Genomic DNA, 18,249 nt, shown 5'->3' on the forward strand with positions numbered 1-18,249 from the left:
CGATGGAAAACTCCACCGGGTACTATAGTCAGTTTATAATTTTGGGTGATAGGCATGGTTGATATTCTCAACAGGTTCCGCCACCGCTTCCACAGGCGAACTTATCATACTGTCCTGTTCTCCTAGTCCTTCCATCTGTGATTTAGCAATTTCTTTAGCAGCTTTTTTTAGAAAATCGGAATACACAACACCATTCTCAAACGACAACCGAAGAGATCCGTGATCGATACAGCCAAAGAGTTTTACCGATTCGCCTTTTTCCAAAAATGTTAGCGTAATCATATGGCCGGACGGACCGAAAGATTCACCATGCAGATTTTGGATAGGAACATCAGCAGCATGATAGAGCTCCTCCGTCTTATCCAGTACACGCTTCATATAGTTCTCACGGATTATCTCAAGTCCATCTGCTCCATCCATCCAGTATTTCACGGTATGATCGTTCTGAATCTCGGCAAAAACATGATTGTAGTCTGTCGGATCGGTACCATACTGAACTGTAAATCCAATCCGCTTTTGATCCATATTGATAGATGTTTTTGAAGCAATGGAAGCAGAAGAAAAAATATCCGGATCACATTCTTTCGCAAAGTGCAGAAAGTTTTCCGGAGCACTTGTGAGAGTCTTTTTGATGTCCTCTTCCTCCGCTTTCTGTACGGCATCCGTTTTTTCTTTAGATTCTTCTTCAATGCCATCTTCAGAATTATCGTTTAAAGATAAGACCGCATTCAACTCTGCAAGTCGTTTTTCTTTTGCCTGATACTCTTCTTCCTGTGGGAACGGCTTCGTAATTTCTACCTTCGCATCCTTTAATGCTGTTTCTGTCGATTCCAATCGTTCGGTGCAGCTTTTCTCCGCATCCGAAAGACCATCTAGTATATGATCCAGTCTTGCAAAAAAGGCATATCCGCTTTTTCCGAGATTTTCTTTATAAGAGCCAGAATTTTGTAAGGTGACTTCAAAATCATCACTTAAGGAAGAATACCGGAGCAAAACCTCAAACCCACGATAATGGCCAATCGATTGCGGAGTCAAAGGATCGTAGGCATTCGCCCAGGCATGGATTACATCAGAAGCATCTTGAACAGTAGCATAATGCTTACCATTGACCTCCATTCCAACAAATTTCTTCTTTCCATCCTCGTCTACTTCATCTTCTGCTGGCAAAGGATTCTGTTCTACAACCAGTTTGTCCGTCTTATAGTTCTCAATCCGAGCTTTCAGATTGCGAATCGTTTCCGGATAAGTCTCTCTCACCTTATCTTCCAACCGCATCCGGTTGTTAGCCCAAGTGGTTCGTAATTCCCGTAGGCTTGCTAACTCATTGTCCAGAGTCAGCTTCTCCCGAAGTTCCGGAGAACCTGCGGTGACCGCCATGATCTCCGCATAGTTCATCGCCCGATCATCGACATCATCCATCTGACGTGCAGAAGTTTTGTTTGTCATGATTTGGCCAATGAATTTCTGCTTCCGAAGTAATGTCTGATACAAATATGCATCGAATGTTCCTTCGGTGACATATGTAAAAATATGGACCTTCGGATTCGTATTGCCCTGCCGGATAATACGTCCATCCCGCTGATCCAGCTCCGAAGGCTTCCACGGTGCATCCAGATGATGAAGTGCGATCAAGCGTTCCTGGCAATTTGTCCCTTCGCCCATCTTGGCAGTCGAGCCAAAGAGAACCCGGACATTTCCGGCACGAACCTTTGAGAAAAGCTGTTCCTTCTTTGCGTCTGTGTTTGCATTATGGATAAACGCAATCTCTTCCGTAGGAATTCCTTTGTCGATCAGCTTATCCTTCATATCGTCATAAACATTAAAGCCCCCTTTCCCTGGAACGGAAAAATCACAAAAGACCATCTGCGTGGACTTGTTCTTCTTGGTTTCGTCCCAGATCTGATAAATTTTTTCAACAGCAAGGTTGATCTTAGACTCTGGATCATCGAAAGCATCCGAATCAATGAGCCTTGGGTCAAGACCGATTTTCCGACCGTCAGTAGTGATCTTCAGCATATTGTCCTCCGTTGGATCGACCAAATGCTTATGAATTGCCTCGGCACGTTTTGTTAATCCTTCCATCATGCTCTTTTGATCCTGACTCGGTTTCGCAACGATAGATTCCCGTTCCGCATCTGGTACATCAAGCTGCAAATCCTCCGATACTTTTATATCCGATACTTCACGGAAAATTTTCATCAGCTCCGGCACATTATAGAACTTGGCAAACCTCTGTTTCATACGGAATCCGTTTCCTTCCGGAGCCAGTTCCATTGCCGTTGTCACTTCTCCAAATGTCGTAGCCCAGGCATCGAAGTTGTTGAATCCGTTCTCCTCCAAAACCTGTGGCTCCAGATATTTCATCATCGTATAGCACTCGGAAACGGAGTTCGAAACAGGTGTTCCGGTGGCAAAGATCACGCCTTTGTAGTCCGTTAACTTGTTGATATAGTTCACTTTCATCGACAAATCGAGCGTCTTATTCGTGTCCGAACCGGAATTGACACCAGGCACTCTGGATAACTTCGAGAAGAAATACAGGTTTTTGTAATTATGAGCTTCATCTACATACAAACGATCTATTCCCAATTTCTCAAACCGGATCACATCATCTTTCGTTCCTTTGTCCATGATCTTCTCCAGGCGATGCTGCATGGACTTGATGAATTGCTGGAGCTGCTGAACGGTAAATCCTCTTTGAGAACCAAATTCCTCACTTTTCGCCCTGGAAATCGCCTCAACTGCGGAACTGATCTCACGATTGAAGTAATCTTCCTGCATCTCATCGCTTAACGGAATCATCTGGAACTGGCTATGGCCTATGATGACTGCATCATAATCTCCGGCTGCAATTCTTGCCGTGAACTTTTTCCGATTATCCTTGGAAAATGTTTTTTTGTCAGCGACCAAAATGTTTGCACCCGGATAGAGAAGGAGAAAATCTTTGCCCCATTGCTCTACCAGATGGTTTGGAACAACGAACATAGATTTGTGGCAAAGGCCAAGTCGCTTTGCTTCCATTGCAGATGCGATCATTTCGAAGGTTTTTCCGGCTCCAACTGCATGAGCCAACAAGGTATTCCCGGAAAGCAAGGTCCGGGCAACCGCACTTAACTGATGCGGACGAAGCTGTATCGAGGTATTTATTCCTGGAAGATGATTCTTAAGGTAAGAGCCATCAAAAGTACGTTCCCTTGTACTGTTGAAAATTCGATTGTAGGTATCCGTGAGGTCTTTCCTGCGAACCGGATCTTTCATAATCCAGTCAGCAAATGCCCGCTTCACCTCCTCCTGTTTCATCTGGGCAAGCTGTGTTTCCTTTTCATTTTTCCAAGAATGTCCATGTCCATCCGAATCATAGACAATGGTTGCAGACAAGTTTAGGCAATCTTCCAGGATATAGGCTGCATTCTTTCTGTTTGTTCCATATGTCTCATTAACAGCCACGTTGTCGTATCCAAAATGATTCTTTTCTGTGATTTTCCATTTTCCTGTGATCGGTTCAAAAAGAATTTCGTGGGACCGTGCCTGCCAACCTTTTAATTGAAAAAGATCCCGCATGAACTGCTCATAATACGATTTCTTTATCCAGGTAGCACCAAGCCGGATGGCAATATCAGAAGCTTCAATCGGTTCCGGCTGAACCGCTTTTAAGGCTTCCACATTGACCATATAACGTGGATCACTCGATGCTTTTTCTTCTGCTTTTTCCAACTTGATCCGAACATTCCCGGAAAGGTACTGGTCGGAAGTCTCCCAGCCCTCATAGTAATTATCTCCTTCATATGTTGGATCACGGAAAATCACACCGGAAAGATCCTTTAGAATCCGATCTTTTCCATTGGAACCCCATCCCAAAAGATCATTCATGTGGTCGAGATCAACGTGGCCGATATCCCGAACGGATTCCACCAAGGCGTCTTCTGCCGTTTCGCAATGGACAGCAGCTTTTATCGGACTGATGGTCCGCTTCGTAAAGATATCCGCCTTCGATACAAATTTTCCTTTCGTATCGAGAATTTCCAGACCACAAAGGAGAAAGTAGTCGGAATCCTGGGAGAAGGCCCGTGAATTCGCCGTACTATTGATTCTCTGGTAGGTCTTAACAAAAGAATCGTAAGTTTCATTTAAGTCTGCCTGTGCTGCTTTGATCTCCTGATCCTCCGCACCGTTAATCTGCAAATCAATAACCTTATGCATCATCGATGCAAGGCCGATCATGGCACGAATCCGATTTTCCGGCATTGTTCCAATCGCCGGTGGATACATGATTTCACCATCTCGATAATAAAGCTTGCCATCAATAATGCCGTAGCTGAAGTCCCGTAGGGATGGATCTGCAGGAACCGCACCAGGATGCTCCGGATCTGTAATCACAGAAGGTCGAATCGCCGGATAATAGGTATGAGGAACAGAAATCGATGAAAACTGCTCCTCTAAACTCCGATCTTTCTGTGGCAGCACCGCAAGATCCGGCCCGAAAGGACCCGACTTTGTTGCAAAAGTTCCAAATACATGATCCGGGTTATCGAGGAAATACTCATTGACCGGAATATTATCTTCCGTAAGACCAAGACTAACCCAATCTGGATATTCCGTTAGGACCTCCGGGCGTTCCTTCTTTTGGAAAACAAGAAGATCCGTGATTACTTCTGCATTTGCTGTCTCCTTAAAAGCATCTTGAGGAAAACGAACCGCAGAAACAAGCTCCGCCCGTTCTGCAAGATATTTCCGCACTTTGGAATCCTTCGCATCCATCGCATACCGGGATGTTAGAAAGCAAACCAATCCACCAGGCCGAACTTCATCGAGAGCTTTCACAAAGAAATAGTTATGAATCGTCAAATTCATCGCATTGAACTTTGGATCACTCACGCCATACTTGCCGAATGGCACATTTCCTACTGCCAGATCATAGGTATTGACTGACTTAGTTTTTTCAAATCCATCAATCGTAATTTTCGCCGAAGGATACAGAAGCTGGGCGATCCGACCGCTGATGGTATCAAGTTCCACTCCTGTTAAAGTAGATTTTTTAGCCATACTATCCGGCATCAGCCCGAAAAAGTGACCTGTTCCCATAGAAGGTTCTAATACCTTTCCACCGGAAAATCCCATCCGGGACAGCATCTGATACACGCCACGGATGATCTCTGATCCGGTATAATGGGCATTTAACGTAGAACCGATAGCAGACTGATATTCTTCTTCCGGGAGAAGATCTTTTAACAAAGCATATTCTTTCTGCCAGGATTCATTTTTTTCATCGAAAGCTGCGGAAAGACCGCCCCAGCCGGAATATTCTGCAAGAACAACCTTTTCTTCTCTTGTGGCTGCTCTTTTTTCCTTGTCGATCTGGAACAAAGTACGAAGTGCATCCACATTCTTCTGAAAGCGGACTTTCGGCGTTCCGGTGGCGATCAGATCATCCGAGATTACAAAGTTATCATCCGGTTTTGTAACTTCTTGTTCTGAATTCGGGCGAACCGCAGAGGTTTCCATCATCGTCACAAGAGAATCTTTCTGAAGTTCCTCTTCGTCAATGACTTCCCCGTGCAGGACACCATCTTCTTCCAAGTGCTGTTTTACGGCATCCGGATTTAATTTGGACCAGTTTGTTTCTTCGCTATCGGTCTTACCCTCTGTTTCTGTGTCAAAATCTGGCACAGGATTTTCCGTCTCAACTTTTGTGTCAGAATCTGGCACAAAATCCCGTTCCTCTTTCTTCGCAAGATTCGGCGTCAGGACATATCCCTGTGCATCGATATTCTTAAGCCATGTTAGAAGGAAATCCTCAGCATCCCGCTTTTCACGGGATACCAGAGGAATTCCATAATTATCCCGGAAATCCTCATAGACGCCGACCCCATCGTTGCGGAAGTCCAAGGCTTCTACCACTTGCAGAAGATCATCGACCATCACTTCCATGCTCGGATCGTTCATAAGATCGCCGTTTTGCACATATGTATGAGCGATGGAGTAAACATTGTCGTATAAATGTTCGACGTTCAGATCTTCATAGCCTTTCATTTTGTAATGGAGCCAGGTGGTATCGCTCTCTTTGTTCAGAAGATCCGGAAACAGATAATTAAACATCTGATAACACCTGTGCTTCGGACCCAAAGAAAGCACCGGACGCTTGCGATCTGGCGTATCCGATGCTTTCTCAATAACATTTTTAACGTTTTCGGCTAACTTTTCCGGTTCTTTCCGATAAGGCTTTGGCTGATCGCCTTCCTTATATAAAGCAAAATAGAAGTAACGATCCGCTACTTGATCAGCTCCAAGTCCTTCCTCTTTGTCGTGCAGCATGGCAAGCTGAATATCTTGACTTGCATGCCTTCGTACAAACTCAAATTTTTTGTCTGGACTTTGTTGATCATATTTCTTTCGAAACTCCTCCCGCAAGGAAGATGATTTCGCTTCAATTTCCTTTCTTTCATCTTCAGTCAGTCGATCATCCATCCTATCGATCCGACCGAAGGATGTAACCCAAGCTAACGTAGAACGATAGTTTCCATCATCAGCATGAAAATCGTTGAAGCGAAAAGCATCATAAATTTCTTGATCGAATCGATCCTGAGCAAAGCGGAAAACGATTTTGTTTCCATTTTCCATTTCTCCAACGGAATCCGGATTCCCTAGAAAATGGTTGACCACCTGGTAAGAACTATCCAGAAGTCCAAGGCCGTACATAGCTGTATAGAGAAGATCTTCCGGATGAAGTTTCTCTTGTGCTGCCGTTTTAATTGTCATTGCATGGATACGGTTTCTATCAGAAAAATTGTCATGAAATGAGGTCACATCCCATTGCATCATACCGGATTCTATTTCTTCGGAAGAAAGAAGATTGTTGTTTCCACGCATGATCTCAAGATAGAACCTGTTCTCCGGCAAGAAAAAAGTCATATAAGACATTTCCTTACCTTGCAGACGGGTAGCCATTTCATTGACCACGTTCTTAACTGCTGGATTCCGGCTTGGCATTTCCTCCGGATTCGGGTAAGACAGAATATACGTTGTGTCAGATTTTGACACAGAATTTTCTATACTCTGCTGATTCAAAAGATTAAAGAATGATAACTGCTCCGACTCCGGTGAATCTTCCGTTGCAAAACCAATGTTCTTTGACGGATTTTCTTTTTCCTTTTGAATGATTTCCGGCAAACGAGAAGGATTGTAGGCCATCTGCTCGGAAAGATTGCCAAAGGGATGATAATCATGACGAGCAAAGGCTTCCAGGTGACTGATTGCCTTTTGGATTCTATCTTGCGTTTCTTTGGAAGCACTCTCGGCCAGATTCTGAAGTTCTTGATGCAGATCAGAAAAGGTATCCGTATTCTCTGCCATTTCTTTCGAAAAAATCTCCCTCGAAAGAATAACGTGAAGATTTGCAGAAGCACCAAAATCCTTTTCGTTAACCGTCTCACGACCAAGTATCTTTTCGGAATAACGGATCAGATTACCAAGTTTATCTTCATTGGAAAAGATCTTAAGGATTTCTCCGGACAGCCAATCGCTGGCAAAAATCGGCTCTTTCTTAATATCATCCGAAAAAAGAAAACGATGATGGTTTTTCATATCCATCACCGTTTTTCCCGCCTTATTCAGAGCATAAGACGTTTCTATGTCCTCATGCCCAATAATGTGTTCTTTTGTCAGAGAAATCTTAGAGGAATCTACATCATAAAAATATCGACCACCAAATGTGCCACCCTCAAAGGTATTATAAATTCCATGAAATGCCTTTACGGGATCAACCTTGTTTTCAACTGCTTCCAAAAAAGAAAACTTTTTCCCGGTTGGAATCTTCCGAAAAAGATTCTCCATCTCTTCATCTGAGATATAGATTTCCGGACGATTATCGTATGTAAAGCCAGTTCTCGGAAACGCAGAATAAGATTGCTCAATTACATCGAACTTCGGCAAAATGTTCTCTCGAAACTGTCTCAAAACATGCTTAATCATTGGTGACTGATCTGAAGAAAAAGCAAAAGCAATCAGATCATAATAATATCGGGCAAGATCTGCTAATTTTCCGGCACCATCTTTGCCCTTCAATGCAAGCATGATGAGGTTAGTCCGATCCGGGTAATATGATTTGATATCCTTCGTTCCAGTACATTTCGCAAGATCATGCAAGAAAGAATCATCCAATGTAGAGGAAAATCTGCCAAAATCAGATGTAGTCAAGGCAAACGCTTCCGCAGCATCCTTGAGATATTTGTTCCGCATTTGATCCATCTCAGAATCCGGCAAATACATCCCGGACAAAAGCAATCCCTTGATTCGAAGTGCTGCATCCTCCCATCTCACCAGAATTCTTTCCGAAGTATCCCGGATGCTTCTTCCCTTTGCAAGAATAATCCCATCCGGTGTGAACCAGGAGCAAAAATCTTTTGCTTTTCCGTCCGGCTCCCGGAAACGGTAGCCGCTTCCATATTCCACAGACCCAAGGTTCTTTTTTACAATATCCGTGATGTTACCAAAACCAGTCGAAAGAGCGACCGAAAATTCTGTGACCAGTTCTTGCCGACCATGAAACCACATCAAAGGATTGTCCCGAAGGGCAGCATCGCAGACTTCTGCCCATTCTTTCGGCACAATCGAATTTTCTTTCTCTTTCTCTACCGGGAAAACGCCCGTTTTATGCTCATCTTTCTGATTGTTGGTCCAATCTTCCGAGCTTAGATTTGAAAGAAGTTCCTCTGATAAAGGAGCAACCGACTTGAGGTAGCGATATTTCTGATAAGGATTCCCGGAGAGCTTATGAATCTCATATCGATCCGAATTTTTTGTGTCAGATTTTGACACAGAATTTTCCGTTTCTACTTTTGTGTCAGTTTCTGACACAGGATTCTCCGATTCTGCTTTTGTGTCAGTTTTTGACACAGGATTCTCCGATTCTGCTTTTGTGTCAGTTTTTGACACAGGATTCTCCGATTCTACAGTTTGCAGACCATCTCGTGATCCACGTAATTTCTCGCTTCGATCTGGAGCGCCTGCATCCACATGCCCCATTGCACGCTCTGCGTCTGCCGATCCGGCATTTCGTCTTTCCTCAATTCCTTCATTTTCTCCATGTAATGATACTCCGCTTCGCTGCAGTCCGACTGGAACTGCAGAAAGTACGTCATCGTTTTGCCTTGCCCCTGATTTACGAGTTCCTGTAACACTTCCGGATGGTTCTTCCGGAGCCAAATTGCCCGTTTCCGGCAATATCCCCACAGCGGAAGCACGTCCTCGAAGTACGCTGCTCTCTGATTCCTCATTTTCCTTGCTCCTTTCCAAATATTCTTTCCGAATTGACTTCACGCAATCGGAAAGCCTTCCGGAAACCTGCTTTTCGACCTCATAGAAAAGTCGCAAAGCAGGCTCCAAAGTTCTATGTTTTTTCAGATCCGAAAACTGCTGATCAGAAACAGGGAAAAATATTTTCCGATCCGTTTCTTTGAACATCCGAGTTAGAATCGAATAGGTGACGGATGCCGTCACAAAATGTTCCAGGGAAAGAATGGTGTTCGAATTGAGAGTCGTGTATTTCGAAGCTGCCTTGGCAAACTCAGTTCGAACCATGAGCTGAACAGCCATGCTTGGTGACATTCCTTCCTGTCCGATTTCCGGATAGACCTTTGCAAGGGTTTGGTAGAGATCCTTTGCATGGATTCCCTGCAAAGACCAGAGATACGAATTGGAAAAATTTTTTTGATCGTCCATTTGAGAAAGCTCATAGACAATTTTCTCAGATTCAACGCCGTTTCTCTTTGCAAGAATCGAAAGCCCTTTTTCTCCCTCTTTTATATGATAACCAATGCTTTCCCAAATTTCTTTTGTTGCTACAGCCGTTCCATTCGGATACCGATCCACAATCTGCATAGCGGAAAGCAAATTGTACGTCACAAAATACGAAGCATTTTTTAGATACGTGCACCATGCATCTTTCGTTTCTATTGTAGCAGAAAAAACGGAATCCCGTTGTCCTTTTAAATCCATTCTTTGACCTCTTTCTGTGTGGAATGTACGATTTTGTTCTCCGACTTTTTCCGCCTTTGTCATACCATGAGAAAATGAGCGGATGTATGCCAGATCGATTGCCTTGTTAGTGGAGAACAGTTCTTTATAATTTTCCCGAAAGCTAAAATAACTCTGGCTCAAATAATCCCTGTTCTTTCCTGCGATAATAATGTGATCAAACAGGGGAATATTCATGAGATTTCCAGCTTCAATCATTTGCTTTGTCATTTCCATATCAGCTTCCGATGGAGTAGCTTCGCCGGATGGGTGATTATGGAAAAACATAAATCCATAAGCATTGGAAAGAATGGATGATTTGAATACATTTGTTAACGAAACTTGAGCCGTTGTAAGATCACCAATCGAAATAATGTTGTAATTGATCGGCTTCAGCTTGTTGCTGAGATTAACAACCATCGTATATTCCCGATCCAAATTCTCCATTAAGCTGCGGGCAAAAATCGTTGCGTCGTAAGGAGAATTTACAACCATGTCCGGCATCCTGGGATCGCTTTTATCCAGCTTCAGCCGGACCGTAACCTCTTTCAGTCCATACTTGGACAGATCATCTGTTGCTTTCGCCATATCGCATTCCTTTCTCTATTAATCTAACTTTCCTTTGTGTCAGATTTTGACACAGGATTTTCTAGCTCTGCTTTTGTGTCAGATTTTGACACAAAACCAACCTCCAGGTGAACCAACGTACTCTTCTGAGTTGCTAGGAAATGCTGGAGTTCTTCTATGCTATGGAGTTCAATTTCTTCCATGTCTCACCTCCGCCCCAAAATGCTCGGTTCCGGATCAATCGAATCCGTCTTCCTGTCGTAGGTATATTCGCAGACGATTTTTCCTCCTAATACGGCGAAAATATCTGCAAAATTATTCTTACACAGGTATCTTTTTGCCATCGCTTTTGCATCCGAAAAAGTCAAGGTTTCTGCCGTAATCGAGCCATCAGTACGCACGATCAAATGAAATTCGTCCCTGGTAAAATTTTCGATCCGGTTTAAGTCCTTGCAAACCTTTTTGTAGTCCTTTATCCTTTCTGCCATCGTAGGCTCGTCGTAAACAGCTCCTTCCATCTAAAACGTCCCCTTTTCCTTTTTCTGATCGATGTCAGATACAATTGCAAATACAAGAAAAATAATCCATTGGCAAAACGTAAAAAATAAGCTCGCCACTAAGACTTTTATCCATGAAAAAGCAGGCCCTCCCAAAACACCAATAAAGAAAATCAAGACCAGAAGGAAGAAAAAAGTTAAAACGAAATCCCCTACTACTAGCAAAGCCACAAGTGGCCAGACATAATTTTTCATCCGATGTATCACCTCTTTTATCATAAAAACTCCTTTCCAAACCGTAATTTCACAAGGACCACAATCTCTTAACAGAGTAATTCGTCTACGGTCGTTTCCAATACTTCCGCAATCGCAAGGAGCGTTCGCAGAGTCGGATTATTCATCTTTCCTGTCAGAATCCGAGATACCATGGATCTTGACACTCCCGCAGCTTTTGCTAAACCATATTGCGTCATGTGATATTGTTCCATTTTTTCTTTAATTGCATCCTGATTAATCTGCTTTTTCATTGATTTGCTCCTTTTATGCAACTATAATAAGAATCAAGTTATTGTCAGGTTTCTTCCACAAAACGGACAATATTGAATTGTAAAATAGCGAACAACCTTAGAATTTGAAAAAATGATACCGGGAAAAGAATCATTATTTGGCTCAAAGGCAAAATCTTGTGACACGATTTCCAATAATTCCTTTCTCTGAAAGATGATACAAAGTTTTGCTTTACCCCATGACCCTTGCATAGTCTGAAATTCTTTTCTTGTACCATCCGGTTTACAATATTTACATGGAGATTTTTTTATGTCTAAATTTGCCATACCTGTTTCATCCTCCGACCATCAGGAAATTCGGGCTGAAAAGGCCCTAGAAACCTATGGTGTAAATGCTTCTTATATTTGTGCTATGCCTGGTTGTTCAGCCAAAATGATACTATGTGATCCTTCAAGTAATAGGACTGCTTATTTTCGAAGCATCCACAAAGCAGATCACAAATACGATTATTGTACAGATTCATCGCTTTCTTTTAATCCAGACGAATATGACGAATCTAAATTTGATCTGAATCTTGCAATTCAGACAATTTGCAGTCATGAACAGCAGAATAATATTCATACTGGACAATTTCATTCAACAAACGGAACCATTGGAACCGGAAGCCATATTCCTATTAGAACTGCGAAAAAATTATGGGCCGTATGCAATCATCTTGGAGTTAATGGAACCTACAACCATATCCCAATTAACGATATCTATGCCTGCCTAGAAAATAAGGATTGTTTTCAACAACGTACTCCTGGGTTTTGCATTATTGAAGGAACATTTGCTTATCTCGTAAATGATGTTTCGATTTGTATGAACTATCCGAGATATAGTACATCAGACACCTGTTATTCCCTTCTTGTACATTTCCCTTCCCGAACATCTATCAATTCATTCAAGAAAAAATTATTTGGTGGATTTGATAAATGCTATTACCACAAAGTACGTTTTGCTGTTGCTGCTGTCTGGGCACGATCAGACGATTCAGACTATATTTTTCAATGCCAGTTAGCCAAACAATCACAGATTTTCTTTATCGGTAGATGAGCATGTCATTTCACGACCGCAGAACGGGCAATAATTAATCTGCACGATATATTGTTCGTTTGGATCTTCATGATATGGATAAAGAACCATATGCCCACCATCAAAGGTATGATCGACTAAATTGCCTTCTATTCCCTGTCCAAAAAATGTTTTCCCACATCCTGTATGATAAAATTTGTTATTGCAGAACTCGCACATATAGATTTTTTCCTTCTTCTTTTTTCATACTATTCACATCTTTCATTTGTACATTTTTGCTCCGAAACGTGTGCATTTTTTAATCATTCATAGCAAAATATCTCTCCTTTCTGAAAACCTATTTTCTTATGGAAGCCTGGAATTTGCGTGGTAGATGATAACCAATAGAAGGAGGTTTCATTTTTTCCAGGCTCCGATAAAAAAACAGTAGCCAGTAGATCAAATGATCTACTGGCTAAAAAATTAGATTAACGGGTTACTCTTTTTTTCTTCTTGAGCAGAAGAAGTACAAGCATCAGGGATGCAGCTCCAAAAGAAACAGCCGGAAGGAATGGATTCGTAGGATCTCCGGTTTTCGGGGAAAGTCCCTTTGCTGGAGCATTATCGAATCGAACTGACTGTGCAGCATCGTTAATGTCTGCATGGCTGGTCAGAAGGACCTTGCCATCATACATATGCTCGAACACAACAACCGTATGCTTATCCAGGGACGAAGAATTGAATTCAAATTCCATATCGACATATCCGTTTGCGGACTTCGGTACGAAATCTTTTTTTACCGTTACCTCTCCGCCGTTAATAAGGATTGGCTTATTGGTTGCCTTGTCCATCAGAGTACCTTCCACACGATAGGTATGTCCCGGTACTAGGTTCTGATACCAAACACGATCAACAAGCTTGGTCTTTTTTGCGGTTGGAGCATAGTGACTTCCGTTTACAGTAGCACTAGTTCCCATGCCAGGATAATGCACGCTCTGATCCTTATCTGTGAGATCTGCATGGACTGCAACTTTCACATCTTCGTGATACAGATCCTCGAATGCAACAACAGTCACATCCTTTAGAAGTCGCGAATCGATAGCAAAGGTAAGAGAGACTTTGCCGTTTCTTGTTGTTGCCGTGAAGGTCTTCTTCGCTTCCATGTAGTTTCCGGCCAGGTCAATCATCTTTGCTCCGGTCCGGGCATTCATCAAAGAACCAAATACGGTGTATTCCTTTCCAGGGATCAGATTCTCATAGGAAATCGTATCAACCAATGTTGTCGATCCGATAATGCCGGAATGACTGCCGGACTTCCCGTCAACTGCGGTGGTCCGAATCATCGGAACGTAGATGGACTGATCCTTGTCGTTCAGATCCTTATGGCTCTTTATCAAGGTATTGTTGTGATACATGGTATCGCAAAGAACTAATGTATGTCCTTCCATGCTGCCATCATTCTTTACAGTAAAGGACAGAACGATCTGCTCCTTGGACTTCTTTGCCGTAAAGGTCTTGGTTCCTTCTGCGGATACGGTCTTTCCGGTATCCTTATCCATGACGATTCCCTTGACAGTATATTCCTGTCCGGGTATCAGATTCTTCATGGTAATGGTATCGGTGAGCTTCATGGTTCCAAGGCTTCCGGACTGATCTTTTGTCTCTGTATTAAGGGCCTTAGAAGAAAGATCCGGATAGTGGACGGACTGATTCTCATCAGAGAGGTCTGCATGGACATAGATGGTCTTTCCATTATGGTCAACCGTCTCGAAAGCAACAACGGTCTTGCCAGACAGAAGCGAGCTATCGTAAGTGAAGGTCAGATCGATGCTTCCGCTGATGGAATTGCCATTTGCCTTGAGAACATTCATAGCGGAGGTATCTCCTGCCTGGAACGTCTTTGTGGCTGTGATGGCCTTTCCGTCCTTGTCCTTCAGTTCCTCTCCGGTTTCCTTGACATGAAGGGTTCCGGTGATGGTATAGGTTTCTCCTGCCTTCAGATTGTTAACGGCAACCGTATCGGTTGTAGTCGTGGTCTTTCCGGCTTCAGTCACAACACCAACATGGTCCTTGGTTTCACCAGAAACATAGGTGGTATGGGATTCCATGTTGTAGATCGACTGATCTTCATCATGGATATCATTATGCTTTGCAACATCGACGCCATGATGACTTAAGGTTTCGAATACAACAAAGGTTGTATTTTCATAATTCGAAGCATCTACAGAATACGTGATTTCCTTTGTCAGATTGGCTGCGGTAGCCGTGAATTCTCCGGTTGTTCCAACAATCGGATTACCATCAGAATCCTTAACAGCTTCTCCGGTTTTCTTGTCCATCAGAACACCAGAAACAGTATATTTCTGACCGACAATAAGATCACTTAGAGAAACAGTATCGACAATACTCTGCTTGTCTTTAGATTCAATGTGGAGCATATTCCGAATGGCAGTTTCTACCTTTCCGAACAAAGTTCCGACATGATCGCCTGTGTACTTGTCGATGGCCTTGGTCCGTACCTTCGGATAATGGATTGTCTGATCCTCGTCCGAAAGATCTGCATGGACAGCAATTTCCTTGCCCTTCACGGTGATAGATTCGAATGCAACAACTTGCTTATCTTCCAGGATCGAAGAATCCAGAGCGAAGGTCAGATCCATTGTGCCATCGGCCTTGTCGGCAACAAAGGTCCTAGTAGCAGAAATGTTCTTGCCGGAAGCATCTTTTAGAGCCTTCCCGGTATCCTTATCCTGCAAGGTTCCGCTGATCGTATAGGTCTTTCCTGGGATCAGATTCCAGAACTTAACGGCATCCACGATCGTTGCGGTCTTTGTGAGCGTTCCCACATGATCCTTGGTCTGTCCGTCCGATGCAGTTGTCCGTACCTTAACAACATGCAAGGACTGGTCTGCATTTTTCAGATCTTCCTCGGAAGTATAGAACATGTTTCCACGATCACGGACTGTCTCACAAATGACAAAAGTTCTGCCTTCCCACTCGCTAGGTACTAGGAAATGGAAAGAATTCGTAAATGTGCCGTTCTGGGCATTGGTTGTAACTTTCAGAGTGTTTACAACAGGCTGACCATTGGCATCGGTCACAGTCTCACCTGTTTCAGAATCAACGAGCTTGCCGTCAATGAAGAAAGTCTTGTTCTCCGGCAGATTCGTATAAGTGATAGTGTCGTTTACAGTAGCTTCTGAACCTGCCTTCAGAAAATGATCGCCAATGGTCTTTTCGGTTGCATTGGTTACGATTTTCGGAATGAAGATCATCTGAGATTCTTCGTCCGGATCTTCCTCCTTGGCAAGAAGAATATCTGCGTTGTCTGCGGATTTGCCATAGAGATATTCGTAAATGACTAAGGTATGTCCGGCAAGATTGCTGCTATCTGCGGTCAGCATCATGCTGATCGAACCAGACTGACGCTTTGCTTCAAAGGTCTTAGAGAAGGAAAGATCGTTGCCGTTGGTGTCCTTAAGGAACGCTCCGGTGGTCTTATCGAAGATCTTCGAAACCATTGTGAGGTTACTTGTGCCGTTGACGCCGTAATATTTCAGGGCATTTTCCGTGATATTGTTATAAGAAACACGATCATTGATGCTCATGCCTGTGTCAGACATTGCAAAATGGCTGTTTCCAAGATCTCCGGTCGCATCCGATGCGATCTCCGGTTTCTCCCAGTTCGGAATGGTGTTGAAATCAACGGTATAGCCATCCCTTGATACGGTAAACGTATCATTGAACGGTACATACTTCTCGTTTTCCTTGCATGGAAGCTCCTCGATCTTGTAGTTGCCATACGGCAGAGCACCCAGGGAATCATCAACCGGAGCCTTGGTTCCAGTAGATTCTCCAGTAAACCAAAGACCGGAACTTGCCTTTCCTCCATTGGTGTCCTGGCTATGCTTAACAAAGCTGGAAGAAGAATCATAGACACCATTCTCATCGGTCATAATATCGTGGTATTCACCAGTCTCAACCGATGTAATACGGAACGGAATATTCGCTAAGGTTCTGCCGGAAGAAGCTTCGATCTTACGGATACGAAAATCTCCACGGTAAACCTGTTCCTTGGCAGCCGTTGCTTCGGTAGGAAGGTTTGTCGTTCTTACTGCACGGCTTGCTGGGTCCATAGAAGTATTGGCAACATAAACCGTCGGATTGAGCTGATAGCCTTCCGGTGCTTTTGTTTCTGTAAATGTTACAGTTCCAAGGGGAAGAACATAGTTCCCATGTTGCTGATACAAAGCATCACCGGACACTTTGTAGGAGTCTGAGAGAGAAAAATATCCATTTTTATTCGTCCGAAATACCCAGGTCCTCTTCGGGGTAGCTCCTGATGCTGCCGGATCGGAAGTCGAAATGGTATCATAATATCGAACCGTATATTCGGCGCCTTCGAGTTTTGCACCACCTGCTGGACTGTTCTCCCCTGTCTCAGCGTCTTTCTTGGAAAGAAATAGGTTTACAGGGTCGTTTCCTGGCTGATCCGATGCAGTAAAGGTAGCTGTTGTGTCCTTTGTTAAAGCAACCGAATGGACATTCGAATCCATTTCATAACCCTGTGGAGCCTTGGTTTCTTTGACATAAACCGTACCCTCGAAATTGAAATGAATGGTATTCGCATTGCCATTGGCATCGGTAGTCAGAACAGCGGTATTTCCGTTGACATCCTTTGCCGGACTGGTGCATCCCCCGTCGGTATAAACCGTATACTCGGCTCCGGCCAGGGAATAGCAGCTATTGCCATCCGAGATTTCCGGAAGTGCACTTGTCTTTTTCATTGTGAGATACGTATCCGGCTTTGCGACCGTTTTAAAAGTAGACAGGGTCTGCTTGTTCGGATTGCCCTTTAAAGCCCATAAGGTTACTTTGAACTCTTCCGGAGGGCTTGCCTGGGCTGCGATGGAATTATAGAGATTTCTTACATTATTAAGATCTCCATAGTAGCCCTTGTAGGGGGAATCGTCGATGGTTGCAGCTCCGGCATTTGCAGCCGACGCAAGATAGTGCGTCGCAAGGTAAGCTTTCTGTGCATCACCGCCATAGAAGGAAGTCACGATATCCGCAGGACCTGTTGCTCCATAGTACATGACTTTCCGTAACATCTGGTTATCGGAATAACCAATGGAATTGAATGTATCGTGCTTTCCAGGGCTTTCCTTATCCGGATGCAAACAGAAAGCGGTATACTGTGCTCCGCCAGTACTGAACACATAATGTCCGGAGTGCTTACCGAACTGTGAGTAGGTATCATTCGTCACGACCGATGCCGATTCTCCCGTGCCTTCCTCGGCATGTACCGTTGTCGGCAAGGAAGAGATTCCGGTCGTGAGGATGGTTAAAACAGCCATTGTAACTGCCAGAACCTTTTTCCCAAATTTGAACTTCATATAATTCTCCTTCATAACGTATTTCCAGAACTTAAGAAATGGAAGAGAATCCATTTCCCTTTTATCGTTCTTCTAATTACAAAGCCTTCATTGGACCAGCACGGATCAAACAAAGCATCAAAATCCTCCCTTCTAAACCTCATTCCTCTTCCAAAAAAGGGAATAAAAAAGCACCGACCATGGAAATTTCCACGGACGATGCCTTTTTCTTTCAATAT

At 43.5% G+C, this 18,249-nt stretch carries 8 protein-coding genes; 1 reads left to right on the forward strand and 7 read right to left on the reverse strand.

The features are described 5' to 3' along the window. Positions 1-33 precede the first annotated feature (33 nt). From ACTQ1O_RS05895 to ACTQ1O_RS05920, 6 genes are all read right to left on the reverse strand, one after another. Positions 34-10,599, reverse strand: coding sequence for a JAB domain-containing protein (locus tag ACTQ1O_RS05895; protein WP_441486513.1), 10,566 nt, complete (start codon positions 10,597-10,599; stop codon positions 34-36). Between the two features lie 23 nt (positions 10,600-10,622). After that, complete coding sequence (locus ACTQ1O_RS05900) at positions 10,623-10,781, reverse strand: hypothetical protein (RefSeq protein WP_441486514.1); 159 nt, start codon at positions 10,779-10,781, stop codon at positions 10,623-10,625. 3 nt (positions 10,782-10,784) lie between these two features. Continuing rightward, positions 10,785-11,096, reverse strand: coding sequence for a hypothetical protein (locus ACTQ1O_RS05905; RefSeq protein WP_441486515.1), 312 nt, complete (start codon positions 11,094-11,096; stop codon positions 10,785-10,787). Further along, complete coding sequence (locus ACTQ1O_RS05910; protein ID WP_441486516.1) at positions 11,097-11,330, reverse strand: hypothetical protein; 234 nt, start codon at positions 11,328-11,330, stop codon at positions 11,097-11,099. A gap of 68 nt (positions 11,331-11,398) precedes the next feature. Further along, a complete protein-coding gene (locus ACTQ1O_RS05915) occupies positions 11,399-11,602 on the reverse strand; it encodes a helix-turn-helix transcriptional regulator (RefSeq protein WP_441486517.1) in 204 nt (67 codons plus the stop codon). 33 nt (positions 11,603-11,635) lie between these two features. Further along, positions 11,636-11,908 carry a hypothetical protein gene (locus ACTQ1O_RS05920; RefSeq protein WP_441486518.1) on the reverse strand — a complete coding sequence of 91 codons (273 nt, stop codon included), beginning with the start codon at positions 11,906-11,908 and terminating at the stop codon, positions 11,636-11,638. Here ACTQ1O_RS05920 and ACTQ1O_RS05925 point away from each other — a divergent pair. Then, positions 11,892-12,677, forward strand: coding sequence for a hypothetical protein (locus ACTQ1O_RS05925; RefSeq protein ID WP_441486519.1), 786 nt, complete (start codon positions 11,892-11,894; stop codon positions 12,675-12,677). The genes ACTQ1O_RS05920 and ACTQ1O_RS05925 overlap by 17 nt on opposite strands. A gap of 446 nt (positions 12,678-13,123) precedes the next feature. Here ACTQ1O_RS05925 and ACTQ1O_RS05930 read toward each other — a convergent pair whose 3' ends face one another. Beyond that, complete coding sequence (locus ACTQ1O_RS05930; RefSeq protein WP_441486520.1) at positions 13,124-18,031, reverse strand: VaFE repeat-containing surface-anchored protein; 4,908 nt, start codon at positions 18,029-18,031, stop codon at positions 13,124-13,126. Between the last annotated feature and the right edge of the window lie 218 nt (positions 18,032-18,249).

It is taken from the genome of Bilifractor sp. LCP21S3_A7 (genome assembly GCF_052118825.1).
Classification (GTDB): Bacteria; Bacillota; Clostridia; order Lachnospirales; family Lachnospiraceae; genus Bilifractor.

Coding starts and splice junctions, on each gene's coding strand:
- ACTQ1O_RS05895 (WP_441486513.1), bottom strand. CDS start 10,599: ATGGCGAAAGCAACAGATGATCTGTCCAAGTATGGACTGAAAGAGGTT.
- ACTQ1O_RS05900 (WP_441486514.1), bottom strand. CDS start 10,781: ATGGAAGAAATTGAACTCCATAGCATAGAAGAACTCCAGCATTTCCTA.
- ACTQ1O_RS05905 (WP_441486515.1), bottom strand. CDS start 11,096: ATGGAAGGAGCTGTTTACGACGAGCCTACGATGGCAGAAAGGATAAAG.
- ACTQ1O_RS05910 (WP_441486516.1), bottom strand. CDS start 11,330: ATGAAAAATTATGTCTGGCCACTTGTGGCTTTGCTAGTAGTAGGGGAT.
- ACTQ1O_RS05915 (WP_441486517.1), bottom strand. CDS start 11,602: ATGAAAAAGCAGATTAATCAGGATGCAATTAAAGAAAAAATGGAACAA.
- ACTQ1O_RS05925 (WP_441486519.1), top strand. CDS start 11,892: ATGTCTAAATTTGCCATACCTGTTTCATCCTCCGACCATCAGGAAATT.
- ACTQ1O_RS05920 (WP_441486518.1), bottom strand. CDS start 11,908: ATGGCAAATTTAGACATAAAAAAATCTCCATGTAAATATTGTAAACCG.
- ACTQ1O_RS05930 (WP_441486520.1), bottom strand. CDS start 18,031: ATGAAGTTCAAATTTGGGAAAAAGGTTCTGGCAGTTACAATGGCTGTT.